The following is a 26,636-nucleotide window of genomic DNA, read 5'->3' as shown; positions in this document are numbered from 1 at the left end:
AGACGTCGTTCTCCCTTTTTTATATGGAGGGATGAAATTGGAACCGAACGGAGTGCTCGTACTCGATAAAGATGCTGGCATGACGAGTCATGACTGCGTATTTAAATTACGAAAATTGTTCCAGACGAAAAAGGTCGGTCACACAGGTACGCTTGACCCGGAAGTGACAGGCGTATTGCCCATCTGTTTAGGGCGCGCCACAAAGTTATCGCGTTTTATCACAGATGAAGGGAAGCGTTACGTGGCCGAGGTGACGATTGGTACCGCCACGATGACCGAGGACGCGCATGGCGAGGTCGTCGCGCAGAAGTCAGTCACACCGAACGATTTGGATGCAACCCAGATTGACGAGGCGATGCGCCAATTGACAGGGAGGATTGAACAAATCCCGCCGTACTACTCGGCGGTCAAAGTAAATGGGAAGAAGTTGTACGAGTATGCTCGGAAAGGGCAGACCGTCGAACGACCTCGGCGGACGGTCGAGATTCATCGTCTGGAGCGGACGAGTGAATTGATATTCGAAGCGGACGTCTGTCGATTCCGAATGGAAATCGACTGTGGGAAAGGGACGTATATTCGAACGCTCGCCGTTCAGATTGGGGAGAAACTCGGTTACCCTGCCCATATGAGCGAACTCAGACGGACGAGCTCAGGAACGTTTGATGAAGCGACCGCGGTAACACTCGGAACGCTTCAAACACTTGAAACGGTCGAGGAGCGAATGGCGTATGTCATTCCTCTCGAAGATGTGATCAAACGCTGGCCAATGATCACCATTCCAAAGAATCGGGAACGCTATATTCGCAACGGCGGGAAACTGAACGGCGTTTCGCTCGAATTTGAGTTATTTACTGTCTATAATGAAGAAGGAATCCCTCTTGCTTTATATCGAAGACAAGAAGGAACGACAGACGCTACAGTCGAGGTCATGTTGGCTATCGACTAAGGGGGAATTTGACAGTATGGAAACAAGACATCTCACTTATCCAGAAACACCCGACGTGTATCCGTCCATTATGGTACTCGGTTTCTTCGACGGTGTTCATAAAGGGCATCAAGCTGTAATCCATCACGCCAAGCGTGTGGCAGCGGAGCACAACCTGCCGGTGACGGTCGTCACGTTCGATCCTCATCCGAAACAAGTACTCTCCAATAAACCGGATGCGGTCCGCTATATTACACCGCTGTCCCGGAAACTGAAGCGCATCGAAGCGCTCGGGGTAGAGCGTTGCCTCGTCTTGACATTCACAAAAGAATTGGCCAATTTGTCCCCGCAACAGTTTGTCGATGATTATTTGATCGGTGCCGGAGCCGTGCACGTGACTGCTGGTTTTGATTATTCTTATGGAAAGTTTGGAGAAGGGACGATGGAGACACTTCCGTACCATGCGCGTGACCAATTCACGACGTCTGTCGTCACAGAGCAGACGATGGATGGGGAAAAAGTGTCATCTACCCGCATCCGTAAACTCTTGGCAGAGGGACAGGTCGATGCCGCACATGAACTCCTCGGTACGCCATACGTGATCTGTGGCGAAGTCATTCACGGTGATGCGAGAGGGCGTACAATCGGTTTCCCGACTGCGAACGTGTTGATGGACGCTTCGTACGTCATGCCACGATTGGGCGTATACGCGACTCGAGTCACGCTACCGGACGGACGGATGTTCCACGCGATGACGAATGTTGGACGTCGTCCGACGTTTTATGAGACGGGATCGGTCTCTGTTGAGAGCCATCTCTTCGACTTCTCCGAGGATTTATATGGACAAGTCATCGAAATCGAGTGGATCCAATATATTCGGAATGAACGCGCGTTCGATGGGTTGGATGCATTGGTCGCTCAACTAAAAGAAGATGAGGTGGCAGCTCGTTCAATCCTATCTTGACTTTCAAGAGCGGGTACGCTATCCTTGTCAAGTACGCAAAGTACACCGCTTCGCTTGGCTGGTCGATTCACCAACGTCGGCTCGGCAACGCGGCAATTTTTCATTAAATGGAGGTGGAGAGGCAATGGCACTCTCAAAAGAACGTAAAAACGAAATTATCGCGGAATTCGCGACAAAACAAGGTGACACAGGTTCACCGGAAGTACAAGTGGCTGTGTTGACTGAACAAATCAACACATTGAACGACCACCTTCGTACACACAAGAAAGACCACCACTCACGTCGCGGTCTCTTGAAAATGGTTGGACGTCGTCGTAACTTGCTTACGTACCTTCGTAACAAGGACGTTACACGTTACCGTGAATTGATTCAACGCCTCGGTCTCCGTCGTTAATCGATTGAGACTGTTTAACGGGCTGGGACAACGTCCTAGTCCGTTTCTTCTTTTTTAAGGAAAATGATTAGACATTCGTTGGAATGAGTTACATAATAAACTAGATAAGGTTTGAGAGGAGAATGTACATGTTAGGTACGAAACAAGTATTCTCTACAGAGTGGGGCGGACGCCCACTGTCTGTAGAGGTCGGCCAACTTGCGAAGCAAGCAAACGGCTCGGCACTCGTGCGTTATGGAGATACGGTTGTCCTTGCGACAGTGACGGCTTCAAAAGCACCAAAGGATTTAGACTTCTTCCCATTGACGGTCAACTATGAGGAGAAACTTTACTCGGTCGGTAAAATCCCAGGTGGTTTCCTTCGCCGTGAAGGTCGCCCGGGTGAAAACGCGATTTTGACATCACGTCTCATCGACCGCCCGATTCGTCCGCTCTTCCCAGACGGATTCCGTCATGACATTCAAGTCATGATTTACGTCATGTCAAACGACCCGGATTGCTCGGCTGAAATGGCGGGTATGCTAGGAACATCGATCGCACTCTCGATTTCAGATGTACCGTTTGACGGTCCAATCGCTGGCGTGACAGTCGGACGTGTAGACGGTGAATTCGTCATCAACCCGACGACGGCTCAGTTGGAGAAAACGGACCTTGAACTTCAAGTTGCAGGGACATCGACAGCCATCAACATGGTTGAAGCAGGTGCGAACGAAGTGCCTGAGGACATCATGCTCGAGTCGATCTTGTTTGGACATGAAGAAATCAAGCGTTTGATCGCATTCCAACAAGAAATCGTAGAAGCCGTCGGAAAACCTAAATTCGAATACACGGTCTCGAAATACGATGAGGCGCTTACTGCTGAACTCGAAGCAGCTCGTCCTGAAATCGTAGAAGCGGTTCAAGTGGAAGAGAAACATGCTCGTGACGAAGCCATCAACGAAGTGATTGCGAAATATGTTGCGATGTATGAAGAACGTCTTGCTGACGAGCCATCGAAACTCGGTGAAGTTTCAGGGATTTTGAACAAGTTCGTCAAAGATGAAGTCCGTCGTTTGATCACGGTCGAAAAAGTCCGCCCAGACGGACGTCGTCCAGACGTGATTCGTCCGCTCGCGTCAGAAGTCGGATTACTCCCACGCGCACACGGTGTCGGTCTCTTCACACGTGGTCAAACACAGGTCATGTCGGTCGCGACTCTCGGTGTCATCGGTGATGCGCAAATCATCGACGGAATCGGTCTAGAAGAGAACAAACGCTTCATGCACCACTATAACTTCCCGCCGTTCTCAGTCGGTGAAGCTCGTCCGGTCCGTGCACCAGGTCGTCGTGAAATCGGTCACGGGGCACTCGGTGAACGTGCACTTCTTCCAATTATTCCGAAAGAAGCAGACTTCCCGTATACGATTCGTCTCGTTTCAGAAGTACTCGAATCAAACGGATCAAGTTCACAAGCTTCGATTTGTGGGTCGACACTCGCATTGATGGATGCAGGTGTGCCAATTAAAGCGCCAGTCGCTGGGATTGCCATGGGTCTTATCATGGAAGGTGAGCATTACACGGTCTTGACAGATATTCAAGGACTTGAAGACCACCTTGGGGATATGGACTTCAAAGTAGCTGGAACGAAAGACGGGATCACTGCCCTTCAAATGGATATCAAGATTGCCGGAATCACGCGTGAAATTCTAGAAGAAGCGCTTGAACAGGCACGTGTAGGTCGTTTGCACATTCTTGACCACATGCTTGAGACGTTGGATACACCACGTACACAATTGTCGAAATACGCACCGAAGATTGTGACGATGACAATCAATCCGGATAAAATCCGCGACGTCATCGGACCAGGTGGGAAGATGATCAACAGCATCATCGACCAAACGGGCGTCAAGATCGACATCGAACAAGATGGTACGGTCTTCATCGCCTCGACGGACCAAGAAGGAATCGATCTTGCCATGTCTATGATCGGTGACATTGTCCGTGAAGTCGTCGTCGGTGAAGTATACGATGCTACCGTACGTCGCATCGAGAAATTCGGCGCATTCGTCGAGTTATTCAAAGGGAAAGATGCACTCGTACACGTATCCGAATTCAGCCTTGAGCGTGTCGCAAACGTCGAGGATGTTGTGAAGCTTGGCGATTCGATTCAAGTCAAAGTCACTGAAATCGATGACAAAGGTCGTGTCAACGCATCACGAAAAGCGCTCATCTTAGAAGGATTGTCTCCTGAAGAGCGTGAGGCATACGAAGCGAAACGGAAGGCAGCACGTGAAAGCCGTCCACCTCGCGAAAGCCGTCCGCCACGTCGTGACGGGGACCGTCGTCCACCGCGCTCGACAAATTAATTATTCTGGCCATCGTCTTGGTGCGATGGCCTTTTTCATAGGAGTGAGAATATGGAATGGATGACACTAGAGAACGGTGTTCGAATCATCATCGAACCAATCGATGGTTCACTCAGCACCTCAACCGGGGTATTCATTAAAGCCGGAACACGTACAGAAACTTTTGAGAACATCGGCATCAGCCATTTGATTGAACATATGCTGTTCAAGGGCACCGCATCAAAAAGCGCAAAAGAGATTGCTTCCTTTTTCGATGAGCTCGGTGGAAGCGTCAACGCATTCACCTCGAAAGACCATACATGCTTTTATGTGAAGACGCTCGATGAACACGCGATCATGGCACTCGACGTACTGACAGATATGCTGTTTGAGTCGGTGCTCGATGCACAGGAGTTGGAAAAAGAAAAGCGTGTCGTTGTAGAAGAGATTAAAATGTATGAGGACACGCCGGAAGATCTCGTTCATGAACTATTGGCCATTGCGGCGTATCGTGACGATATCCTCGCTCAACCTATTTTAGGGACGGAGGAGAGTGTCAATCGATTGACACGTGACCAGCTCGTCGAATACTTACAGGAACAGTATACGGCCGAGCAAATTGTCGTCTCGATTGCAGGTCATGTTTCTGAAGAATTGATTGAGGCGGTAAAACGTAGGTTTGCTCACATCCCTTCTAGGGAATCGTCGAAAGAAATCAATCAACCGGAACTGTTCCATGACACATTGTCGAAACAAAAAGAAACGGAGCAAGCCCACCTCTGCTGGAACTACGAAGCGATTCCCGCGACGGATGACCGTTTGCCTCATTTGGCATTGATGAACAACGCAATCGGCGCGACGATGTCTTCGCGTTTATTCCAGTCCATCCGTGAAGAAGAAGGGTTAGCTTATTCCATTTACTCTTACTACACGACGTTTTCCGATCACGGTACGTTTACCATTTATGTCGGTACGTCACCGGATACGTTAGAACAAGTCGAAGTCATCCTTGAGAGAGAGATGAAGCGACTTGTCGCAGAAGGTTTGACTGCTGAGGAAGTAGACAAAGGCAAGCGACAATTGAAAGGATCGATCGCCCTCGGGAATGAAAGTTCGAGTGCCCGCATGAACCGGAACGGACGGAACTTGCTACTTCTCGATGAAGTCGAGCCGATTGAACAAGTGATTGAGAAAGTAGAACGGATTGAACGCGATGAGGTCAATGCATTGATTCGTGAGGTGTTGAGCCATCGCCCGGCGAAGTCATATGTCCTCCCAAACGAAGCGTGACTTGAAACCGAATTGTAAGTTCTCTACACTGATTAAGAGGTATTCTTTAGTTTGGATAGGATACAGGTGAAAGAAGGGAAAGACTTGAACTTAACGGATTTAGTGAAGACGATACAACTAATTAATCAACCAAATCTAGAAGGCATCGTCGTGACACATGTGACGACGGACTCGCGAGAAGTTGTGCCGGGAACGCTGTTTGTCGCCATCAAAGGCTATACGGTCGATGGGCATGAATATGCGGCACAAGCGGTAGCGCGAGGCGCGGTGGCAGTCGTTAGCGAACGACCGCTCGACCTGTCAGTGCCAAACTTGATTGTGCGTGACAGCTCGCGTTCAATCGGGTTGTTGGCTTCGGCCTTTTATGCGTATCCATCTGAACAGATGCGACTGTTCGGGATCACGGGAACGAATGGGAAAACGACGACGACGACGATTTTACGAGACGTCCTCGATGTCCTCGGTCATTCGACCGGTTTGATTGGGACCGTTGAAGTACGCATCAACGATAAAATCGTTCCAAGTAAAAATACGACGCCTCAAAGTTCAGAACTTCAACAGTTATTGGCACAAATGCGTGATGAGGGCGTGACGGACGTGATGATGGAAGTGTCCTCACACGGTCTTGAGCTCGGACGTGTCATCGGAACTGATTTTGACATCGTGGGCTTCACGAACTTGACACACGATCACCTAGATTTTCATGGCACGTTTGAAAACTATGCACGTGCAAAAGGGTTATTGTTCGCTCAACTCGGTCAAATGGCCTCACGTGGAAAAGTAGCCGTCTTGAACGCGGACGATGCACAAACGCCTCTTTATGAGACGATGACCGGTGCGAAAGTAATAACATATGGGATTGATGCGCAAGCAGACTTGATGGCAACGGACATTGAACAGACGTTGTCTCAGACCAGCTTTACATTGAATTACCAAGGCGCAAAACTTCCGGTAACGGTCCAGTTCATAGGTCGTTTCAACGTGTACAATCTATTGTTGGCGACGGGTTGTCTTCTCGCTGCCGGTTACTCGCTTGAGCGAATTGCAAAAGCACTTGAGATGATTCATCCGGCCAAGGGACGGATGCAACGTTTAGACGTCCCAGGTTACAACGTATATGCGGACTATGCTCATACACCGGATGGCATCGAACAGTGTCTGAAGTCGCTCGTCGGCGTACCAAAAGAAAAGATTATCTTTTTGATTGGGACAGGTGGAAACCGTGACGTCACAAAACGTCCGGCAATGGGCGAGATGGCTTCGTCCTATGCCGGTACCGTCATCATCACGACAGATGATCCACGATTCGAAGCGTATGAGTCCATTACAAAAGGGATTGCGGCCGGGATGACCCATGACAACTTTGTTGAAATTGGGGATCGAGAAGAAGCGGTCCGTTATGCGGCCCGTTTAGCGAAACCGGACAACATCATCGTGCTAGCAGGAAAAGGGCACGAGAAGTATCAAATTATCGGAAATGAAAAATTGCCGCTCGATGAAGAGGCGATTGTTCGAGCGACCATTTTGAATACGGAGGAAGCATGATTTATGGCAGTACAACCAATTACGTTGACAGAAAAAGAGCATGACGACTTCGTCAAAACACACGACCGTGGGGATTTGTTGCAACTATCGAGTTGGGGAGATGTGAAGCGCCAAAATGGTTGGACTTCAGAACGTGTCGCGGTCGCGCGAGACGGCGTGACGTCCGGTGTCGCTTTACTTTTATTCAAACGTGTCCCGAAATTACCATATACACTGTGCTATGCCCCACGCGGGTTTGTCGTGGACTACGACGACTTGGCATCGCTACAGGCGCTCGTGAAAGAAGCGACACGTGTCGCGACGGCACATAAGGCCATCGTCGTAAAAATCGATCCAAACATCGACCGCGATGAATTGCCAGGACTATTGACCGAAATGGCTGCCATCGGGTTTAAACATAAGGGATATGGCGGTGGATTTGACTACGCCCAACCTCGTTTTACAATGGAAACGGATTTGCGCCCGAGCGAAAAAGATATTTTTGCGAAATTCCATCATAAATTCCGCTATAACGTCCGTCTCGCGGAGAAAAAAGGAATCGTCTGCAAAGAGGTCGGTCGTGACGGACTCAAAACGTTCGCCGATTTGATGAAAGTGACAGGGGAACGTGACGGATTCGCTACGCGAGGGCTCGATTATTTTGAGAACCTATACGATTGTCTGCAACCGAACGACGCCCGTCTCTTCTTGACAACGCTCGAACCGAAAATCGCACTCGAACAGCAACAGGCGACGCTAGAAAAAGCGAAGAAAGAGTTGGCGAAGATTGAACGGGGCCTTGAGAAAGAAACGATTGAAAAGAAACGTAACAGCCTTTTGAACCGCAAGGAACAGACGGAGGCACAAATTCAAAAAGCGGAGCAAGCCCTCCCTGAGCTGGTCGAACTTGATCAGACCTATCCGAACGGGCTCGTCTTATCAGGTGGTCTGTTGACACTCGCAGGACGGCGCTCTTATTACTTATACGGAGCCTCGTCAAATGAATTCCGTGAATTTATGCCGAACCACTTGATGCAATGGACGATGATGCAGGCGGCCAAAGCGAGTGGCGCCGAGCGATACGACTTCGGCGGGGTATCAGGAAGTACGGACCCGGATGATGAATATGCTGGTCTATACGCATTCAAATCGGGATGGGGAAGCGACATGATTGAAAAGGTCGGGGAATTCGACCTCGTCTTGAATCGTCCTTTGTATATGGCACTCGAAAAAGGATTGCCACTCTTAAAAGGACTGCGTAAACGGTTAAGAAGATGAGGTGGACAGGCGTGTTATCTCTTGCAATGATCGCCTTTCTGATTGGCATTACGCTCGCTTACTTTTATATGCAACCTGAACCGGTGCCTTGGGTAGATGAACCGACGTTTGAAGCGGATATGTGTGTGCGGGACGTGGAGAAAGAGGATGCGATCTTGACAAGGTCGAAGATTGATTTTGACCGGTTGCATCCGTTAGTCGCAAATCGGGGAGAATCGTTCATTCGATTAGCCCATTCTTGTCTAGACCTTGAAGTACGCCTCACTTCTGGATACCGTTCTGCCAAGGAACAGAATGCACTGTATGCGCAAGGACGGTCTGAACCCGGGCAAGTGGTGACCAATGCGAAAGCGGGTCAGAGCTATCATAACTACGGTCTTGCTGTCGATTTCGTTATCATCCATAACAATAAGACCGACTATGACCTGAATACGGATCGTAATCGGAATGACATTCCTGACTGGCAAGAACTAGGGGAGTTAGGAAAGGCGCTCGGCTTTGAATGGGGCGGAGACTGGAACTCATTCCCGGACTATCCTCACCTCCAAATGGACTTCGGCTTGTCGATTCGTCAACTTGTTGCAGGGAAACGACCTGACGAAAAAGAGACGGCACCGCTTGCTGATGCACTAAAACCTCTATTAGATTAGACGGAAATGTTGGCAATGAAGCCGTTTTCCGCTACAATATTCAGTAGCGATAAGGGGACGAAACAGAATATGAATCATTTAGGAGGTTTTTGTTAGTGTCAAAAAAGAAGACAGAGAATATTAGCGTCTTTGCGCTTGGAGGCGTAGGCGAAATCGGGAAGAACATGTACGTCGTGGAACTAGACGACGACATCTTCGTCATCGATGCCGGTCTAATGTTTCCAGGCGATGAGATGCTCGGGATTGATATCGTCATCCCAGACATCACATATTTAAAAGAAAATAAAGATCGTGTACGGGCGATTTTCATCACCCATGGTCACGAAGACCATATCGGTGGACTCAGCTACGTCCTACGCGACTTGAAGCACGTCCCAGTATACGGGACGAAATTGACCCTCGGGTTGATTGAATTGAAATTAAAAGAGGCCGGTTTGTTGAAAGAAGTCGACCTTCGCATGATTGATGCCAAAACGAAATTGACTATCGCTGATCATTTCATCACGTTTTTCCGCGTCAATCACTCGATTCCCGACTGTGTCGGCGTCTGTATTCAAACGTCTCAAGGTGCGATCGTCCATACCGGAGATTTCAAGTTTGATTACACGCCTGTCGATGGTAAACAATCCGACTTCAATAAGTTAGCGGCAATCGGACAACGTGGTGTACTTGCACTTCTTTCCGACTCGACGAACGCCGAGCGACCGGGGCAAACCGGTTCAGAGTCAATCGTCGGAGCTGAATTGAACGATGTCATTTATCAAGCGGAAGGTCGGGTTATCGTGGCATCATTCGCCTCGAACGTCCATCGCTTGCAACAAGTATTCGCAGCAGCGGAAGCGAATGATCGTAAAGTTGCGGTCGTTGGTCGTAGCATGGTCAACATCGTCGAAGTTGCACAGAAACTAAACTACTTACGTTTCAAGGCGAAGACACTCGTCGAGTTGTCGCAAGTAAACCGTCTACCGGATAACAAGGTCGTCATTTTAACGACAGGTTCGCAAGGAGAGCCGATGGCGGCATTGACTCGTATGGCTCGTAATGCCCACAAGCAAGTCAACATTCGATTGAATGACACGGTCGTCATCGCGGCGACACCGATTCCAGGGAATGAGAAGTCTGTTTCTAAAACGATTGACTTGTTGTTCCGTTCGGGTGCGAACGTCATTTACAACCAACGTAAAGTGCACGTATCTGGACACGGATCGGCAGAAGAATTGAAGCTGATGCTCAACCTCGTTAAACCGAAGTACTTCTTACCGATTCACGGGGAATACCGGATGCAGATGGCACACTCGAAACTCGCTGAACAAGTGGGCGTCAAACCGAACAACATCTTCATCGTTGAAAAAGGTGATGTCGTCGAGTTCACGGGTCGAAAAGCCCGCATGAGCCGAAAAGTTCCTGCAGGAAACGTATTGATTGACGGAATCGGCGTCGGGGACGTTGGAAACATCGTCTTACGGGACCGTCGTTTGTTGTCACAAGATGGAGTTGTCCTCTGCGTGGTCACGTTGAATCGGAAACAGAAGAAATTGATTTCAGGACCTGAACTCATCTCACGTGGTTTCGTATATATGCGCGAATCGGAGGAAATGATTTCAGAGGCAAACCGTATTGTCACGAAACAGATTGAAAAGAGTCTGCAGGCTGGCAGTGATTGGACCGAATTGAAATCAAATATCCGCGAGCGACTTAGCGTCTTCTTATTCGAGCAGACGAAACGTCGTCCGATGATCTTGCCGATCATCATGGAGATTTAATGGAATGAGAGTGAGGCAAAAGTCATCTGACTTTTGCCTTCTTTTTTTAGGAGGAACTGATGTGGCTCAAAAAACAAGAAAGACTCCCGTAAAGCGAAAGCGCCCAGCGACGCGAAATACGAGAAACCGTAAAAAACAACCGACTGCGCCACGTACATATGGGTGGGGCTTCTTTGTCCTCGCCATCGTCGCATTCGTATTTGCCTTTTTTGATTTAGGGTGGATCGGTAAACAGTTATCTGATTTATCCGTCTATCTTTTTGGAGGATGGGGTGCGCTCACTTACTTGATGATGGCTGTGTGGTTATGGATTGTTCTCACTCCGATGAAACCGATGCGACGAGCGGGATTATTCGCAATGCTCGCCTCATTCTTACTATTCGGGGACTTACTTTGGGGAGAGGCAAGGGGCGGCATCAATGCCACTTTCTATAACTTGAACCAATATTTATTCTCAGACTTCGGGATTGTCTTTTTAGGGATCGTCTGCTTCCTCGTCGGTGTCTCGTTTTATGCCCCGACTATTTGGGGGACACTCTTTCATCGCATGCAGGAATCCGTCACAGCAGTCAGAAACGAATGGCGAGCCAGACCGAAAGTGGAGAAGCAGCAAGAGGCGAAACGAACGCGCAAGACCTCACCTCGTTCAAAATTAACGGAAGCGCAATCGGACCCGGAAGTAGAGTCAGACGTGGTCACGATGCAAGACATTCCAATCGTCGGATTTAGTGAGAAAGTCGTAGCAGAAAAAAGAGAGACGGAAGATCAACTTCGAACGGATTCTTCGGAAGTCGATTCCACAATCACGACCGAGGAGATGATGATGACTGCGGCCCAAGATGTCTCGGATACATACGAGCTTCCGCCATTCTCGAATTTGAAAGAGCCCGTCATTACGGATTTGTCTGGTGAGAATGCACGATTGAAAGAAAATGCATCCAAACTTGTAAAGACGCTTAAGTCATTCGGGGTCGGTGTCAAAGTGTTAAAGATTCACCTTGGTCCAACCGTCACAAAATATGAACTACAACCGGATATCGGTGTGAAAGTCAGTCGCATCACCTCATTAAGTGATGATTTGGCATTGGCGCTCGCTGCAAAAGATATTCGGATTGAAGCTCCGATTCCGGGTAAAGCCGCTATTGGTATTGAAGTGCCGAACCAGGAGGTCGCACCGGTATGCTTACGTGAAGTACTGGAAGCGGAGCCGGTGAAACAAGATGACTCGAAGTTGCTCGTCGCACTCGGTCGGAGTATCAGTGGCGAGACGGTTGGGATCTCTCTCAATAAAATGCCGCATTTGCTTGTTGCAGGTTCGACAGGGTCAGGTAAATCTGTCTGTATCAACGGCATGATTGTGTCACTCTTGATGCGTTCTCGTCCGGATGAGGTCCGACTTATGATGATTGATCCGAAGATGGTCGAGTTGAACGTCTATAACGGAGTGCCACACCTGTTGACACCGGTCGTCACGGATCCGAAAAAAGCCGCCCAGGCACTGAAGCAGGTCGTCGCAGAAATGGAACGACGGTATGAACTGTTTAGTCGATATGGAGTTCGCAATATCGAAGGTTACAATGAACTCGTCGATCAGTCGGATGACGAGGATGCGAAACGTTTACCGTTCATCGTCGTAATCGTCGATGAATTGGCGGACTTGATGATGGTGGCATCAAATGACGTCGAAGATGCCATCATGCGACTTGCACAAATGGCACGGGCTGCGGGTATTCATATGGTCCTCGCGACACAGCGCCCATCTGTCGACGTCATCACAGGAGTCATCAAGGCGAACATTCCGTCCCGCATCGCCTTTGCCGTCTCTTCTCAAACCGATTCAAGGACCATCCTTGATGGTGGCGGGGCGGAAAAGTTGCTTGGACGCGGTGACATGTTGATGCTTGCAAACGGAATGAACAAGCCGGTCCGTGTACAAGGTGCATTCGTCTCCGATCAAGAAGTCGAGACGGTCGTCAATCATGTTATCGCGCAACAACGTGCGCAATATGTGGAAGCGATGATGCCAAAAGAAGAAGAAGTGACGACGATTGATTCGGATGATTCATTGTTCGGAGAAGTCGTGCAATTCGTCATGACACAAGAAACGGCATCAACTTCGATGATTCAACGCAGATTCCGAATCGGGTATAATCGTGCCGCCCGTTTGATTGACTCACTTGAGGAAGCGGGGTATGTCGGTCCATCAGAAGGTTCGAAACCGAGGAAAGTACTCATTCAAGAACAAACAGAATAATAATAAAAAACGAACGATTATATATCAGTATATATAATCGTTCGTTTTTTAATGCTATTTATACGATATAGAAATATTCGCTCTATCCTTAGATGTTCGCTATAATATAAATGTAATATAGCACATATGTCCTATATACTTAATTGGTACATACTTTTAAAAACTACTGAAACGCTTACATTTTTTAATAACGTTTACATTTTACAAAAGTTTTTCAATGGGGATGAAAATGAGTAAATTGGACTCAAAGGTACGGTTCGGCATATTCCGAAAAAATATTTCCCTGATTCCGAACAAAAACTATTGCGTTCTAATTCTCGAATCCCTATACTTAATATTGGCAAGGACATTCATACGTCAGATGTCTGAGCACTGGTAAGTAAATTAAAGGTGGTGAGGCCAATGTCGATTAAGCTCGATCATCGATTGCTCTATCTTCGAGTGATTGAGAAAATTAAGCAAGATATCGACGCTGGTGTCTATCGTGAAGGGGAGAAGTTACCTTCAGAATTTGAACTTTCGAAGCAACTTGGAGTCAGTCGAGCGACACTTCGCGAAGCGCTCCGGATTCTCGAAGATGAGAAATTTGTCGTGCGAAAGCATGGGGTAGGAACATTTATCAGTTCTAAACCGCCATTCACGTCAGGAATTGAGGAATTGTTCAGTGTCACTGACATGATCACACGAGCGAAGATGACACCGGGAACGAAAGTATTGGTGGCCGAGAAAGTGTTGGCAACAGAGAGAGAAGCCGAGCGTCTCAAGATTGAGCCGAACTCACCGATTTATCGAATTGTACGAATTCGATATGCGGACGACACACCGGTTGTGTATTGTGTCGATAAAGTGCCGGCCCATCTCGTCTCGAATCCTGAGGCATTGACTGAAGGGAAATCTTTGTTTGATTCTCTCGAAAAAGAGGTAGGACGTCGAGTCGCTTATGCGATCACGCACATCGAACCGAGTGTCAGCGCTGAAATCTCGTCACAACTTCAGACGGACCAACCGTTACTCGCTTTAAAACAATTGCATTATGATGAGAGTGATTTACCATTACTCGATTCGGCCAACTTTTTCCGTGCTGATCGATTCGACTTCCATGTCGTACGTAAACGAGTTTAAACGAGCAGTTTCTGGACGGAAGAGTTATTTTTGGGGAATAGCGTGAAAGCGCTTTCTTATACCGGTGTAAAGACTACTGATAACATGACAACAAAAATTGTTATGAACCGAAAGGGGAAACACGACGATGATGAACAAAAAGAAAACGATTCTCTCAGCTTTAGCAGCAGGACTCACACTCTCTACAGTACTCGCAGCATGCGGTGGAGATGACAACGAAGGCTCATCTTCAAACGGTGAAGGCGGAGAAGGTAGCGACTTCAAAGTTGCAATGGTCACGGATACTGGTGGTGTTGATGACAAGTCATTCAACCAATCAGCTTGGGAAGGTTTGAAAAAGTTTGGTGAAGAAAATAGCTTAACTGAAAACGAAGGATACAAATATCTTCAATCAGCAAAACAAGCAGACTATCAGCCTAACTTGCAACAATTGGCACGTGATCAATTTGATTTGATCTACGGAATCGGTTTCTTGATGGCAGAGGATATCGGAAAAGTTGCAAAACAATTCCCTGATAACAACTTTGCAATCGTTGACTCGGTTGTAGATGCACCGAACGTTGCTTCAATCACGTTTAAGGAACAAGAAGGTTCATTCCTCGTAGGTGTAGTAGCTGGTCTTACAACGACGACTGATAAAGTTGGTTTCATCGGTGGAGTAGAATCAGACTTGATCAAGAAGTTTGAAAATGGATTTAAAGCTGGTGTCATGGCTGTAAACCCTGATGCGACAATCGACGTAAAATATGCTGAAGACTTCAACTCAGCTGAAAAAGGAACTGCAATTGCGTCAGGTATGTATGGATCAGGATCTGATATCATCTATCATGCAGCTGGTGGTACAGGTGTAGGTGTATTCACTGAAGCGAAAAACCGTAAGAAAAACGGTGAAGAAGTTTGGGTCATCGGGGTTGACCGTGACCAGTACGAAGAAGGTCTTCCAGAGAACGTTACTCTTACGTCAATGGTTAAACGTGTAGATACAGCGACACTCGAAGTGTCGAAAATGGCAATGGACGGTAAGTTCCCAGCTGGTGAAGTGGTTGAATTCTCACTTAAAGATGAAGGTGTAGGAATCGCACCAACTTCTGAAGAAAACGTTGCTGCAGACGTGCTCACTAAAGTTGATGAGTATCGTCAACAAATCATCGATGGTGATGTTGTTGCACCAGCAACTGACGCTGAGTTCGAAGAGTTCATGAAAAACGTAAAATAATTTGTTTGAGTTGAGGGGGGACCCATGTGGTCTCCCTTTACTTAAAGTTAGGGGTGAACTTCCTTGGAATATGTAATTGAAATGCTAAATATTCGAAAAGAGTTCGGTACGTTCGTTGCGAACGACAATATCACGCTCCAATTGCGTAAAGGAGAAATCCATGCACTTTTAGGAGAAAACGGGGCCGGGAAATCGACGCTCATGAACGTGTTGTTTGGTCTCTATCAGCCTGAAGGCGGAGAGATTCGCGTACACGGAAAGAAAGTGAATATTGAAAATCCGAACATCGCCAACGAACTTGGGATCGGAATGGTCCATCAACACTTTATGTTGGTTGAAAAATTCACGGTCACTGAAAATATCATTCTTGGTCTTGAGCCAAAGAGTGGCATCACAATCGATCGCGCCACTGCTCGGAAGAAGGTCATGGAGATTTCGGAGCAATACGGACTTAGAATTGATCCGGATGCGAAGATTGAAGATATTTCAGTCGGCATGCAACAACGTGTTGAAATCTTGAAGACGCTCTATCGTGGAGCAGATATTCTGATTTTTGATGAACCGACGGCAGTGTTGACACCACAAGAGATTCAAGAACTTATCCAAATTATGAAACGTCTGATTGCTGAAGGTAAGTCGATCATCTTGATTACGCACAAGCTGAAGGAAATCATGCAAGTTGCGGACCGCTGTACTGTCATTCGTCGTGGACGCTACATTGGAACGGTCGAGGTCGACGAGACGGTAAATGAAGACAGTTTAGCTGAAATGATGGTTGGTCGCGAAGTAAACTTTGATGCAGAATATTCGAAAGCCGATCCACAACAAGTCGTTCTGGACGTTCAAAACCTCGTCGTCAAAGATGGTCGCGGTTTGAAAGTCGTTGAAGGATTGGATTTACAGATTCGTGCTGGAGAAGTACTTGGAATTGCCGGGATTGACGGGAATGGTCAGACGGAGTTGATTGAAGCCATTTCAGGTTTGAAAAAGCCGGAGTCTGGTAAAGTGTTGCTCAACGGAAAAGATGTCACAGGACACACGCCGCGTAAGATGACCGAGGCAGGGATCGGACACATCCCGCAAGATCGTCATAAACACGGACTTGTTCTTGACTACTCGATTCGTGACAACATGGTACTTCAAACGTACTATAAAGAACCGTTCTCGAAACGAGGTCTCATGAACTATAAAGCTGTGGCTGAGAAGGCGAAGGCGTTGATTGAGAAGTTTGACGTCCGAACTCCATCAATTGATGTTCCAGCGCGTGCTCTCTCGGGAGGGAACCAACAGAAAGCAATCATTGCACGTGAAGTCGATCGCTCACCAGATTTACTCATCGCCGCTCAACCGACTCGTGGTCTCGACGTAGGTGCGATTGAATTTATTCACGAGCAGCTTATTAAAGAACGTGAAAAAGGACGCGCCGTCTTACTCATCTCGTTTGAACTTGATGAGATTTTACACGTATCCGACCGTATCGCTGTTCTCTACGAAGGAAAAATTGTAGGGATTCGTGATCCGAAAGAGACGACGGAGCAAGAGCTAGGCTTCTTGATGGCCGGCGGTAAGAGAGGGGACGAAACAGAATGAAAAAATTAAGTTTAAACCAACTTCTCATTCCATTCCTATCCATCATTTTAGGACTACTCGTCGGTGCTATCGTCATGTTGATTGGTGGATACGACCCGATTCAAGGGTTTATCTCGTTATTTGAAGGCATGTTCGGTAGTCCGTATGCCGTCGGTGAAACATTGCGTGCTGCAGCCCCACTTATTTTCTCAGGTCTTGCGGTTGCGTTCGCCTTCCGTACAGGGCTATTCAACATCGGGGTAGAAGGACAAGTGTTAATTGGGTGGGTCGCAGCCGTCTATGTAGGAATTAACTTCGACTTGCCGATGTTTATCCATTTACCGCTCGCACTTCTAGCGGCAATGGTTGCAGCAGCAATTTGGGCGTTCGTTCCTGGGTTCTTGAAAGCGAAGTTTTATGTTCATGAAGTCATTACGTCTATCATGATGAACTATATTGCCTTATACACGACAAACGCGATTTTACGTAACGTCATCGGCGTAACGAACGAGCGTACGGAGTCAATCAACGATTCAGCGTCACTTGCTTCGCCATGGCTCCAAGAGTTGACGACATATTCACGTCTTCACTGGGGTGTGCTTGTCGCTGTGCTTGCAGCAATCGTGTACTACTACATCCTTCAACGTACGACACTCGGTTATGAGTTACGTGCCGTTGGATTCAACAAACATGCATCACAGTACGCAGGGATGAGCGTCAACCGTAACATCGTCCTGTCGTTCGTCATCTCCGGTATGTTCGCTGGTCTCGCAGGTGCGATGGAGGGTCTTGGAACATTCGGTAGTATGACCCTCTCGGCATCGTTCACCGGTGTCGGATTTGACGGGATCGCCGTTGCCCTTCTTGGTGCGAACACCGCGATTGGAGTCATTTTAGCAGCGATTCTCTTCGCAGGGTTGAACATCGGCGGATTGGCGATGCAACTTGGTGCGAACGTACCGTCAGAGCTTGTCAAAGTCATCATCGCAGCCATCGTCATCTTTGTAGCGTCTGGATATGCGATCAACTATGTCGTTGAGAAACTTAAAGGAAATCGTAAGAAAGGAGTGGAGAAAAAATGAACTTCTTAGAAGTCCTTTATATCGTCGTACCGGTTGCGCTTGCCTATGCGACTCCACTCATTATCGCAGCACTTGGTGGAATTTTCAGTGAACGTTCTGGTGTCGTCAACATCGCCCTTGAAGGAATCATGGTCATCGGTGCCGCGACAGGAATCATCACGACGCTCACCTTGACTGATTTAGGTGTTGGCGCCTCTAGCCCATGGATTGCCTTACTTGTCGCTATGGTAGTCGGAGCTTTGTTCTCCCTTTTCTTGGCCGTTCCTGCCATCCTTTGGCGTGCGGACCAGACGGTTCTCGGGGTTGCCATCAACATGCTCGCCATCGGTCTCGCCATCTTCGTCGTGCGTGTTCTTTACAACAAAGGACAGACGGACTTTATCGAGTACCGGATCGCAAAAGAGAATGTACCCTTTTTATCAGATATTCCCGTGTTAAAGATGTTCTTTATTAACGTTCAGTACACGTCGTTCGTTGCAATCGCCTTGGCGTTCGTCGTCTGGTTCGTCATCTTCAAGACACCGTTTGGACTTCGTCTTCGTTCGGTAGGGGAACATCCGATGGCCGCTGATACGATGGGAATCAACGTCACGAAAATGCGCTTCATGGGCGTCATGCTCTCTGGTGCGTTTGGTGGTCTTGCCGGAGCGGTTTATGCTGTAACGGTCACGACGAACTTCAGTGGAACGACAATCGTTGGTCAAGGATTCTTGGCGATTGCCGCAATGATTTTCGGTAAATGGAATCCGCTCGGTGCGCTTGGTGCCGGATTGTTCTTTGGATTCGCTCAAGCCCTTTCGATTATCGGAAGCAACTTGCCGGTCATCAACAACGTGCCGCAGCTCTTGCTCTTGATTGCGCCATACGCGCTCACGATTCTTGCTCTCGCTGGACTCGTTGGTCGTGCGGATGCGCCGAAGTCGGTCGGTATTCCTTATATTAAAGGGAAACGTTAATTCGAGATAGGACATATGTCCATTTCATCCAGGTTGTTTGGTGCTTAAGCCAAACAACCTTTTTTGATATACTTGCCTAGAGATGTCATGATTAGACTAGGTTACATGCGAGAACCATAAAAAAGACATATCAGTCAAAGGACCGATATGTCTTTCACGATTATTCGAATTTTAAAGCGTCCCCGTCGAACGACTCGTCCGCTACTTTGATCGAGTCTGTCGGACAACCCTCGAATGCATCCATCATGTCTTCGTATAACTCATCTGGGATTTCAACAGTACCTGTGTTGTCATCCATTAAGTTGAACGCAAGACCTTCATCATCATAATCGTAAATATCTGGTGCTGCCGCGCCGCAAGCTCCGCATGCGATACATGTATCTTTATCGACGATTGTAAATTTTGCCATGATAATAACCCTCCAAACGGTTCGTTTCTCTTAGAAATCATTCTACTGACTATGAGTAATTGTAGTCTACATACCCAATTATTTCAATGAGGAAACGAGCGTCTTTTTGGTAGGATAATGATTTTTTTAAGGAAGTGACGATTTGGTTCATTTAGCGGATGGAGTTCTACTGCTGGCCATTAAACGATTAAATGGAGAACGGAGTGAGCGAAGTCTCTACCATGTCCTGAATGGAAAGCGTTCGGCCACAACGCTACAGGACGCATTTTTTTACGAGTTGGAGCCTCTTTTTGGACAGTTTCCGCAGACGGCTTATTCATACGAGTCTGTGCTAAAACAACTTGAAAAACGAGGATGGCTCGATCGTAAACGATTTAGATTGACAGAGGCGGGAGAACTACTAGCTTCACCTGAATCGGTTGAGCAACTATTCAAGCGGTTGGGCGGGGAACGCCGTGATTATAACGCGACCACATGGAAACGCTTGAGTTTGTTCGTGCAGACGTTCATGTCAAAAGAACACGCCCGTACATTTTATCCTGTACAAGCCGATCGTCCAGCAGAGCAATGGGTCAAGCAGTTGTTACATCTTGATCGGGATTGGAAAGCGCTCATGCGAACGTTTCATCAAGAGATTGAACAAGCACTTGAACAAATCGGGGACCCGTATGCGACTGCCGTCGTCTATCGATTCACAGGAGCGTTTGAGACGGGTTTGACATATGAACAAATCGCCAGCCTGCTTCATGTTGATGCCGAAACGGCTCGTTTGTATTTTTTGGCCGGATGGAACGAACTGTTGATGGTCTTGCCGGATGATGCCAAACTACGGGGGTTTACGTACGGCTTATCGACGGACCGGATGACTTATTCAGCACGTGAGTCATATGAATTGTTCTTAAAGGGGTACACGTTCCAACAGGTTCAAGCGAAACGGCGTTTACGTACGAGTACGATTGAAGACCATGTCGTCGAGATGGCGATGTATTTAGAAGTCTTCCCGCTCGAACAATTTGTACCGATGGAGGATGTGGTCACGATTGAAGAGTTGCGGCATCCGGATAGCTGGGCGCTCAAACCGATATTTGAGAAAATGGGGCGTGTCAGTTATTTTCAAATTCGACTCGTCTTCGCCAGACTGAAACGAGGTGAGAGTTTTGTATGAAGCGACATTAAAACGAGTGTTCGGGTATGAATCGTTTCGTCCTGGGCAACACGACATCATACATGCCGTGATCGAAGGGCAGGATGTATTGGCCGTCATGCCGACGGGGGCGGGGAAATCGCTGACGTTCCAACTCCCTTCTTATATTAAAAATCAAGGGCTCACGGTGATTGTTTCGCCGTTACTCTCACTCATTGAGGACCAGATGCTTCATATACGAGAACGGGGAGAGCGTGGTGTCGCTCGTTTGACGTCGATGGAATCGGCTGAAGAGAAGCAGGACATCATCAACCATTTGAAACGTTACCGTTTTTTATATCTTTCACCCGAACAATTGGCCGTTCCTTATGTGACGCGTGCTCTGGCGAATGTGAAAATTCAAATGCTCGTCATTGACGAGGCGCACTGTATCTCACAATGGGGGCATGAGTTCCGTCCTGAGTATGCGCGTTTAGGTGAGTTGCGAAAACAGATTGGGAGCCCCCAGTGTATGGCGGTCACGGCGACGGCGCCAGAAGGCGTGAAACAGGACATCATTGAAAAGCTGGCACTGTTCTCACCTGAACAATTCGTCCACTCTGCCAATCGTCCGGAAATCCGATTGTTGGTTGAACGGTTGGAAAAGGAGAAGAAACTTGAGCGATTGAAAGAGTTGATTCAAGTGATTCCCAAACCTGCAGTCGTTTACACGGCGACCCGTCGCGAGGCAGAGGCGTTAGCCTTTGAGCTAGAGGATGCATTGTTTTACCATGGAGGCATGTCTACGGAAGACAGGCGACTCGTGCAGTCCCAGTTTTTACGGGACGAAGTGTCGGTCATGGTATGCACGAGTGCGTTCGGGATGGGTGTGAACAAAGACAACGTCCGTTCTGTCGTTCATTTTCAGTTGCCGGCAACAGTTGAGGCATACATGCAGGAAATCGGACGAGCGGGGCGTGACGGACAACCCGCATTCGCGGTCCTTCTATATGCTGATGGCGACGAACGCATCCAGCAATTTTTAATCGACGGACAGTACCCGAAAGACGAGGACATGCGACTAGCCTATTTTGAACGTGAGAACGGGACGTCGCTCGCGCAACTACCAAGGTTGTTACGGATGAACGAAGAAGACCCGAAGTTTCTCCTGCTGAAGCAATTGTTGACAGAACGTTCGCTTCAAGAAGCCCTCGATTGGGTAAAAGAAAGAAAGCGAGATCGGTATCGTCAACTCGGGCAGATGATGGATTATGCCCTCATCCGGACATGCCGACGCGATTACTTGCTTCGTTATTTCTCCGAACAAACGGTCGACCAAGAAGAATGCTGTGATGTTTGTGGGCCGATTCCGTTCCCGGATACACCGCAAATCGTTCGAAAAAATGTGACAGAATGGAAAATTCGGTTGACGCAAATCTTTTCCTTTGAATAATATCATAGTAAAATGATAAAAAAGGTAAAGGAGGGCATACGTTGCGACATCGGAATCAGGCGGATTCTTTACGCGAGCAATTGGCGGACACGTTGCCGTCTCGAGCTGAGAGGCAAGAGGGCGAACGGAAGAGGAAGTTAAATGATAACTGGATGAAGCGCCCGTTGGCGATGACATTAACCTTCGCCATGCTAGCGATTATTCTCATTTTCATATATATCGGGCGACACGCCATATTTTAAACGAGGTGCGAACAGAGTTCGCATCTTTTTTTATTCTTAAAAAATTCTCGATTGCACAATAAAAGGGGTAAACCTCTTGCGTTGAGGATATACTTATATCATAAGAACGAGTAAGAGAGGAGGGCGGAGATGCCGAAATACTCCATCAAGACCGTGGCGACCTTGACAGGCGTCAATCCGACGACGATTCGCGCTTGGGAACGTCGCTATCAGTTTATCGTGCCGAGCCGAACGGATTCCGGTCACCGCCTGTATTCAGATCAGGATGTTGAAAAAATCAAATGGGTCGTGAACAAGCAGAAAGAAGGGCTTTCTGTCTCACAAGCCATTCAACAACTTCATCAAGCGCCTGAACCAGAACCGACAATGGCCAAACTATACGATGAAGAATTGAAAGACGGGCTGCTCCATGCGTTGCTCTCATTTGATGAACGGACAGCTCATGATTTGATCAATCGTGCGTTTAATACGTTCAGTTTTGAAAAAGTGACGAAGGATGTGATTGGGCCACTGCTCATGGAAATCGGTTCACGATGGGAGAATGGCTCGATTACGATTGCCCACGAGCATTTCGCCACGGCATTTTTACGAGCACGGCTTTCGACGCTGTCCCTTCAAATGCCGATGAACCCGTTCCTGCCACGTATCACGTGTGTCTGTGCACCCGGGGAGATGCATGAGATCGGATTATTGTTTGTCACGCTCTATTTGCGACAACATGGATACGATGTCATCTTTTTGGGAGCGGGTTTCCCGAAAGAAGATTTGAGTAAAGCGTTACATGATATCGACACTTCTTGTCTCATCTTCGCATGTACGCTGACTGAGCATATTCCGAACTTGTTAGAGGCGATGGATTATATTCAAAACGAGCATGCTGAATTAAAAATCGGTGCAGGTGGATATGCAGTCAGCTTGGAGAGAGAGCGATTCAATGGGTCATTTCTTGGCGACGCTCCTGAAGAGTGGACAAAATGGTTATCAACTATTTGACACGGGATGAAAACGGGAGTAGCTTATTATTAGGATTGACTATTCACTGGAGGTTTTCGATTGAGATTTGAAAAACAAACAAAAGAACATCTTCGTGTATATGTGACTGCGAATGAGCTATCGTTACGTGGAATCGCCATCGATACGATCGTAGGGGAAAACGGTCAACAACTGTGGAAAGAACTACTTGAAACAGCAGAAAGTGAGTACGGATTTTCACCGCAAGGAGCGGTTGATTTGAATGTGACAATGTTCCCTCGCGATGGACTCGTCATCGATGTTCAAAAAGGTGAAGCGATTGCTGAGCTCGATGTCGAGCAGGTCGAGATTCGATTAACGATTGATGTAATCCATCATTTGATTTATCAGTTCGAGGACATTGAAGATGTGATCAACGCTTCGATTCGTCTTTTCCCGCATATACATGAAACCGAGCAGGGTGGCACGCTTTATCATTACAACGGTCATTACTACCTTCACTTCGTTGAGGTTCTTCCTTCGCAGGTAGAAGAACGACTCGCGGCCATTTTGTCCGAGTACGGCAAGACGACTACGGTCAGTCCGTACGTCATGATGGAATACGGAAAGACGATTCAAACTGAACAAGCCGTGAAAGAGCTGTACGATGCATTCGCATGAGTACGGCTTTTTTACTTTTCTGTTCCTATTGTTTTTAGGGTGTCCGTGTTATGATTAGACTTGAATTTTCAGTAGCTAGTTGAAGGAGAGATTGGAATGAAAGTCGCTGTTTTATATGGTGGAGTGTCAGGAGAACGAGAGGTATCTCTCACGAGCGGGCAAGGGATGATAGAAGCGTTGACGGAACGTGGTCATGAGGTCACGGCCATTGACTTTCATCCGAAACGGGCGAACGAGCTGTTAACATTGGATGTCGACGTCGTCGTCAGTGCGTTGCACGGGAAATATGGTGAAGATGGTCGTGTGCAATCGTTATTAGAAATGGCTGGAATTCCTTATACGGGATCAGGTGTCTTGGCATCTGCTCTGGCGATGGATAAAGCGAGAGCAAAAATCATCTTCGCGGCATCCGGTATCCGAGTCGCTCGTGACGTCTTAATCGAGTCACGGGAATCAATCGATGCAAAAGTCGCTGAGTGGGGAATGGAGTTCCCATGTGTCGTCAAACCAGCGCAAGAAGGATCATCGAATGGTCTGACGATTGCAATGGACGAAACGATGTTACGTGAAGGAATTGAAAAGGCGTTTGCTTGTGATTCAGCGGTACTTGTCGAGCAGTACATCAAAGGGAAAGAGCTGACAGTTCCCGTCATCGGGAACTTTGGGAAAGAAGAGGCTCTTCCTGTCATTGAAATCATTCCAAAAAATGAATTTTACGACTATGAATCGAAGTATACGGAAGGTGGTTCGATTCATGTCTGTCCGGCTGAAATCTCGGTCGAGCTGACAGCGGAGGTTCAACAGGCGGCAGTCCTTGCGCATCGCGCGCTCGGTTGTTCAGGATATTCGCGCTCTGACTTCCTCGTTTCAGAAGAGGGAAAAGCCTACATTCTAGAGACGAATACTCTGCCGGGCATGACGCCGCTTAGCCTGTTTCCGGATAGTGCCAAGACAGTCGGAATCTCGTACGGTGAGCTTTTGGAACGCTTTATCGAGCTCGCACTTGAGCGCGTAGCGAAGTAAGACATCTGGATTACGCCATCCATCAAGAAAACGCTTTCATTATTTTTGAAAAGCCCTTTCAAATTGAACGCGTATCAGCTATACTTTTAAACGAATACGAGGTTAATTCTTGGGGGAGAATTGACAATTTAGGGGAGGAAACCTTCATGATTACGGATCAAGAAAAAGGTCATCAAAAACGAAAAAACATCTTGGAATCGACACAAGAGGTAATTCACGAAGCTTTAGATAAACTCGGCTATCCAGATGAGATGTACGAGTTATTAAAAGAACCGCTTCGCATGCTGACCGTTCGGATCCCTGTTCGCATGGACGATGGCTCAACGAAGATCTTCACAGGCTATCGCGCTCAACATAATGATGCGGTCGGACCGACTAAAGGGGGAATTCGGTTCCACCCGAGCGTAACGGAGGTAGAAGTCAAAGCATTATCAGTATGGATGAGTCTAAAAGCAGGAATCGTAGACTTGCCTTACGGTGGTGGGAAAGGCGGAATCGTCTGTGACCCACGCGAGATGAGTTTCCGTGAAATCGAACGTTTGAGTCGCGGATATGTCCGTGCCATCAGTCAAATTGTTGGACCTACAAAAGATATCCCGGCTCCGGACGTGTTCACAAACTCACAAATCATGGCATGGATGATGGATGAATACAGTCGCATCGATGAATTCAACTCACCTGGATTCATCACAGGAAAACCGCTCGTTCTTGGCGGGTCGCATGGTCGTGAGACAGCGACGGCAAAAGGTGTGGCCATCATGATTCGTGAAGCGGCACTTCGTCGCGGAATCGAATTGAAAGGTGCGCGGGTCGTCGTCCAAGGATTCGGGAACGCGGGAAGTTTCCTTTCTAAATTCATGTACGATGCAGGGGCGAAAGTGATTGCGGTCAGTGACGCTTACGGAGCTATCCATGATGAGAATGGTCTCGATATCCCGTATTTGTTAGATCGTCGCGATTCATTCGGTACGATTTCGACATTATTTAAAAACACGATCTCGAACAAAGAAATGTTAGAGCTCGATTGTGATATTTTAGTCCCAGCTGCGATTGAGAATCAAATTACAGAAGACAATGCGGACGCGATTAAAGCATCGATTGTGGTCGAGGCAGCCAACGGTCCGACGACGAACGAAGCAACGAAAATCTTGACTGAACGTGGAATTCTCCTCGTGCCGGACGTGTTGGCGTCAAGTGGTGGGGTCACGGTTTCGTACTTCGAATGGGTACAAAACAACCAAGGTTACTATTGGACGGAAGAAGAAGTTGAGGAAAAACTTGAAAAAGTACTCGTTCACTCGTTCAATACGGTATACAATACATCTTCAGCCCGTAAAGTCGATATGCGTCTCGCCGCCTACATGGTCGGTGTACGCAAAATGGCGGAAGCCTCACGTTTCCGTGGCTGGGTCTAATTAAAAAAAGTTCGGTCAACTCAAGTTG

23 protein-coding genes are annotated in these 26,636 nt (G+C 47.7%); 22 read left to right on the top strand and 1 reads right to left on the bottom strand.

Features of this window, described 5'->3' with window-relative positions:
• The first annotated feature begins 31 nt into the window (after nt 1-31).
• From truB to IRJ25_RS07700, 15 genes are all read left to right on the top strand, one after another.
• Nucleotides 32-946, top strand: coding sequence for a tRNA pseudouridine(55) synthase TruB (gene truB, locus IRJ25_RS07770; RefSeq protein WP_251124888.1), 915 nt, complete (start codon nt 32-34; stop codon nt 944-946).
• Nucleotides 947-962: 16 nt separating this feature from the next.
• Entirely contained in the window at nt 963-1,889 is a 927-nt protein-coding gene (locus IRJ25_RS07765; protein ID WP_214684466.1) for a bifunctional riboflavin kinase/FAD synthetase, read from the top strand.
• A 124-nt stretch (nt 1,890-2,013) separates the two neighbouring features.
• On the top strand, nt 2,014-2,283 hold the full coding sequence (gene rpsO, locus IRJ25_RS07760; RefSeq protein ID WP_074037213.1) for a 30S ribosomal protein S15: 270 nt from the start codon (nt 2,014-2,016) through the stop codon (nt 2,281-2,283).
• Between the two features lie 128 nt (nt 2,284-2,411).
• Entirely contained in the window at nt 2,412-4,628 is a 2,217-nt protein-coding gene (gene pnp, locus IRJ25_RS07755) for a polyribonucleotide nucleotidyltransferase (protein ID WP_074037212.1), read from the top strand.
• A gap of 51 nt (nt 4,629-4,679) precedes the next feature.
• Nucleotides 4,680-5,897 (top strand): M16 family metallopeptidase, encoded by a 1,218-nt coding sequence (locus tag IRJ25_RS07750; protein ID WP_269318055.1) that lies wholly within the window; start codon nt 4,680-4,682, stop codon nt 5,895-5,897.
• A gap of 51 nt (nt 5,898-5,948) precedes the next feature.
• A complete protein-coding gene (locus IRJ25_RS07745) occupies nt 5,949-7,442 on the top strand; it encodes a UDP-N-acetylmuramoyl-L-alanyl-D-glutamate--2,6-diaminopimelate ligase (protein WP_230872800.1) in 1,494 nt (497 codons plus the stop codon).
• Nucleotides 7,443-7,445: 3 nt separating this feature from the next.
• Nucleotides 7,446-8,699 carry a lipid II:glycine glycyltransferase FemX gene (locus IRJ25_RS07740; protein ID WP_015881437.1) on the top strand — a complete coding sequence of 418 codons (1,254 nt, stop codon included), beginning with the start codon at nt 7,446-7,448 and terminating at the stop codon, nt 8,697-8,699.
• A gap of 11 nt (nt 8,700-8,710) precedes the next feature.
• Nucleotides 8,711-9,349: a M15 family metallopeptidase gene (locus tag IRJ25_RS07735; RefSeq protein WP_269318054.1), complete on the top strand. Its 639-nt coding sequence runs from the start codon at nt 8,711-8,713 to the stop codon at nt 9,347-9,349.
• A 95-nt stretch (nt 9,350-9,444) separates the two neighbouring features.
• Nucleotides 9,445-11,112: a ribonuclease J gene (locus IRJ25_RS07730; RefSeq protein ID WP_015881439.1), complete on the top strand. Its 1,668-nt coding sequence runs from the start codon at nt 9,445-9,447 to the stop codon at nt 11,110-11,112.
• 61 nt (nt 11,113-11,173) lie between these two features.
• The gene (locus IRJ25_RS07725; RefSeq protein WP_269318053.1) at nt 11,174-13,366 is read left to right on the top strand and encodes an FtsK/SpoIIIE family DNA translocase; all 2,193 of its coding nucleotides are present in this window, start codon (nt 11,174-11,176) and stop codon (nt 13,364-13,366) included.
• Nucleotides 13,367-13,768: 402 nt separating this feature from the next.
• Nucleotides 13,769-14,488 (top strand): GntR family transcriptional regulator, encoded by a 720-nt coding sequence (locus IRJ25_RS07720; protein WP_078146731.1) that lies wholly within the window; start codon nt 13,769-13,771, stop codon nt 14,486-14,488.
• 130 nt (nt 14,489-14,618) lie between these two features.
• Nucleotides 14,619-15,704, top strand: a complete 1,086-nt coding sequence (locus IRJ25_RS07715; protein ID WP_269318247.1) for a BMP family lipoprotein — start codon at nt 14,619-14,621, stop codon at nt 15,702-15,704.
• 63 nt (nt 15,705-15,767) lie between these two features.
• Nucleotides 15,768-17,294, top strand: coding sequence for an ABC transporter ATP-binding protein (locus IRJ25_RS07710; RefSeq protein ID WP_214691044.1), 1,527 nt, complete (start codon nt 15,768-15,770; stop codon nt 17,292-17,294).
• A complete protein-coding gene (locus IRJ25_RS07705; RefSeq protein WP_269318052.1) occupies nt 17,291-18,355 on the top strand; it encodes an ABC transporter permease in 1,065 nt (354 codons plus the stop codon). Before IRJ25_RS07710 ends, IRJ25_RS07705 begins: the two co-directional genes overlap by 4 nt.
• Nucleotides 18,352-19,311 (top strand): ABC transporter permease, encoded by a 960-nt coding sequence (locus IRJ25_RS07700; RefSeq protein ID WP_015881445.1) that lies wholly within the window; start codon nt 18,352-18,354, stop codon nt 19,309-19,311. Before IRJ25_RS07705 ends, IRJ25_RS07700 begins: the two co-directional genes overlap by 4 nt.
• Nucleotides 19,312-19,471: 160 nt before the next feature.
• Here the strand turns inward: IRJ25_RS07700 and IRJ25_RS07695 are convergent, their stop codons facing one another.
• On the bottom strand, nt 19,472-19,720 hold the full coding sequence (locus tag IRJ25_RS07695; protein WP_015881446.1) for a ferredoxin: 249 nt from the start codon (nt 19,718-19,720) through the stop codon (nt 19,472-19,474).
• A 142-nt stretch (nt 19,721-19,862) separates the two neighbouring features.
• Here IRJ25_RS07695 and IRJ25_RS07690 point away from each other — a divergent pair, with 142 nt between their 5' ends.
• The 7 genes from IRJ25_RS07690 to IRJ25_RS07660 all read left to right on the top strand — a co-directional run bounded on the left by IRJ25_RS07690 (nt 19,863) and on the right by IRJ25_RS07660 (nt 26,608).
• The gene (locus tag IRJ25_RS07690; protein ID WP_264092417.1) at nt 19,863-20,885 is read left to right on the top strand and encodes a helix-turn-helix domain-containing protein; all 1,023 of its coding nucleotides are present in this window, start codon (nt 19,863-19,865) and stop codon (nt 20,883-20,885) included.
• On the top strand, nt 20,869-22,296 hold the full coding sequence (locus IRJ25_RS07685; protein WP_264092418.1) for a RecQ family ATP-dependent DNA helicase: 1,428 nt from the start codon (nt 20,869-20,871) through the stop codon (nt 22,294-22,296). Before IRJ25_RS07690 ends, IRJ25_RS07685 begins: the two co-directional genes overlap by 17 nt.
• Before the next feature lie 41 nt (nt 22,297-22,337).
• Complete coding sequence (locus IRJ25_RS07680) at nt 22,338-22,538, top strand: hypothetical protein (RefSeq protein WP_015881449.1); 201 nt, start codon at nt 22,338-22,340, stop codon at nt 22,536-22,538.
• A 129-nt stretch (nt 22,539-22,667) separates the two neighbouring features.
• Nucleotides 22,668-23,531, top strand: coding sequence for a MerR family transcriptional regulator (locus IRJ25_RS07675; protein ID WP_269318051.1), 864 nt, complete (start codon nt 22,668-22,670; stop codon nt 23,529-23,531).
• Between the two features lie 60 nt (nt 23,532-23,591).
• The gene (locus IRJ25_RS07670; RefSeq protein ID WP_074037201.1) at nt 23,592-24,170 is read left to right on the top strand and encodes an adaptor protein MecA; all 579 of its coding nucleotides are present in this window, start codon (nt 23,592-23,594) and stop codon (nt 24,168-24,170) included.
• Nucleotides 24,171-24,266: 96 nt separating this feature from the next.
• A complete protein-coding gene (locus tag IRJ25_RS07665; protein WP_214691038.1) occupies nt 24,267-25,193 on the top strand; it encodes a D-alanine--D-alanine ligase in 927 nt (308 codons plus the stop codon).
• 146 nt (nt 25,194-25,339) lie between these two features.
• Nucleotides 25,340-26,608 carry a Glu/Leu/Phe/Val family dehydrogenase gene (locus IRJ25_RS07660; protein WP_015881453.1) on the top strand — a complete coding sequence of 423 codons (1,269 nt, stop codon included), beginning with the start codon at nt 25,340-25,342 and terminating at the stop codon, nt 26,606-26,608.
• The last annotated feature ends 28 nt before the right edge of the window (nt 26,609-26,636 follow it).

Origin of the sequence: Exiguobacterium sp. KJ 601, from assembly GCF_027161185.1 — a bacterium.
GTDB lineage: Bacteria > Bacillota > Bacilli > Exiguobacteriales > Exiguobacteriaceae > Exiguobacterium > Exiguobacterium profundum.
The sequence above is the reverse complement of the archived record's forward strand: the minus strand, read 5'-3'. Positions and strand labels throughout refer to the sequence as shown.

Excerpts from the sequence above, each read along its gene's own strand:
- IRJ25_RS07665 (WP_214691038.1), top strand. The coding sequence starts at position 24,267 with ATGAAAGTCGCTGTTTTATATGGTGGAGTGTCAGGAGAACGAGAGGTA.
- IRJ25_RS07720 (WP_078146731.1), top strand. The coding sequence starts at position 13,769 with ATGTCGATTAAGCTCGATCATCGATTGCTCTATCTTCGAGTGATTGAG.
- IRJ25_RS07705 (WP_269318052.1), top strand. The coding sequence starts at position 17,291 with ATGAAAAAATTAAGTTTAAACCAACTTCTCATTCCATTCCTATCCATC.
- IRJ25_RS07765 (WP_214684466.1), top strand. The coding sequence starts at position 963 with ATGGAAACAAGACATCTCACTTATCCAGAAACACCCGACGTGTATCCG.
- IRJ25_RS07675 (WP_269318051.1), top strand. The coding sequence starts at position 22,668 with ATGCCGAAATACTCCATCAAGACCGTGGCGACCTTGACAGGCGTCAAT.
- IRJ25_RS07715 (WP_269318247.1), top strand. The coding sequence starts at position 14,619 with ATGAACAAAAAGAAAACGATTCTCTCAGCTTTAGCAGCAGGACTCACA.
- IRJ25_RS07695 (WP_015881446.1), bottom strand. The coding sequence starts at position 19,720 with ATGGCAAAATTTACAATCGTCGATAAAGATACATGTATCGCATGCGGA.
- pnp (WP_074037212.1), top strand. The coding sequence starts at position 2,412 with ATGTTAGGTACGAAACAAGTATTCTCTACAGAGTGGGGCGGACGCCCA.
- IRJ25_RS07750 (WP_269318055.1), top strand. The coding sequence starts at position 4,680 with ATGGAATGGATGACACTAGAGAACGGTGTTCGAATCATCATCGAACCA.
- rpsO (WP_074037213.1), top strand. The coding sequence starts at position 2,014 with ATGGCACTCTCAAAAGAACGTAAAAACGAAATTATCGCGGAATTCGCG.
- IRJ25_RS07700 (WP_015881445.1), top strand. The coding sequence starts at position 18,352 with ATGAACTTCTTAGAAGTCCTTTATATCGTCGTACCGGTTGCGCTTGCC.
- IRJ25_RS07660 (WP_015881453.1), top strand. The coding sequence starts at position 25,340 with ATGATTACGGATCAAGAAAAAGGTCATCAAAAACGAAAAAACATCTTG.
- IRJ25_RS07740 (WP_015881437.1), top strand. The coding sequence starts at position 7,446 with ATGGCAGTACAACCAATTACGTTGACAGAAAAAGAGCATGACGACTTC.
- truB (WP_251124888.1), top strand. The coding sequence starts at position 32 with ATGAAATTGGAACCGAACGGAGTGCTCGTACTCGATAAAGATGCTGGC.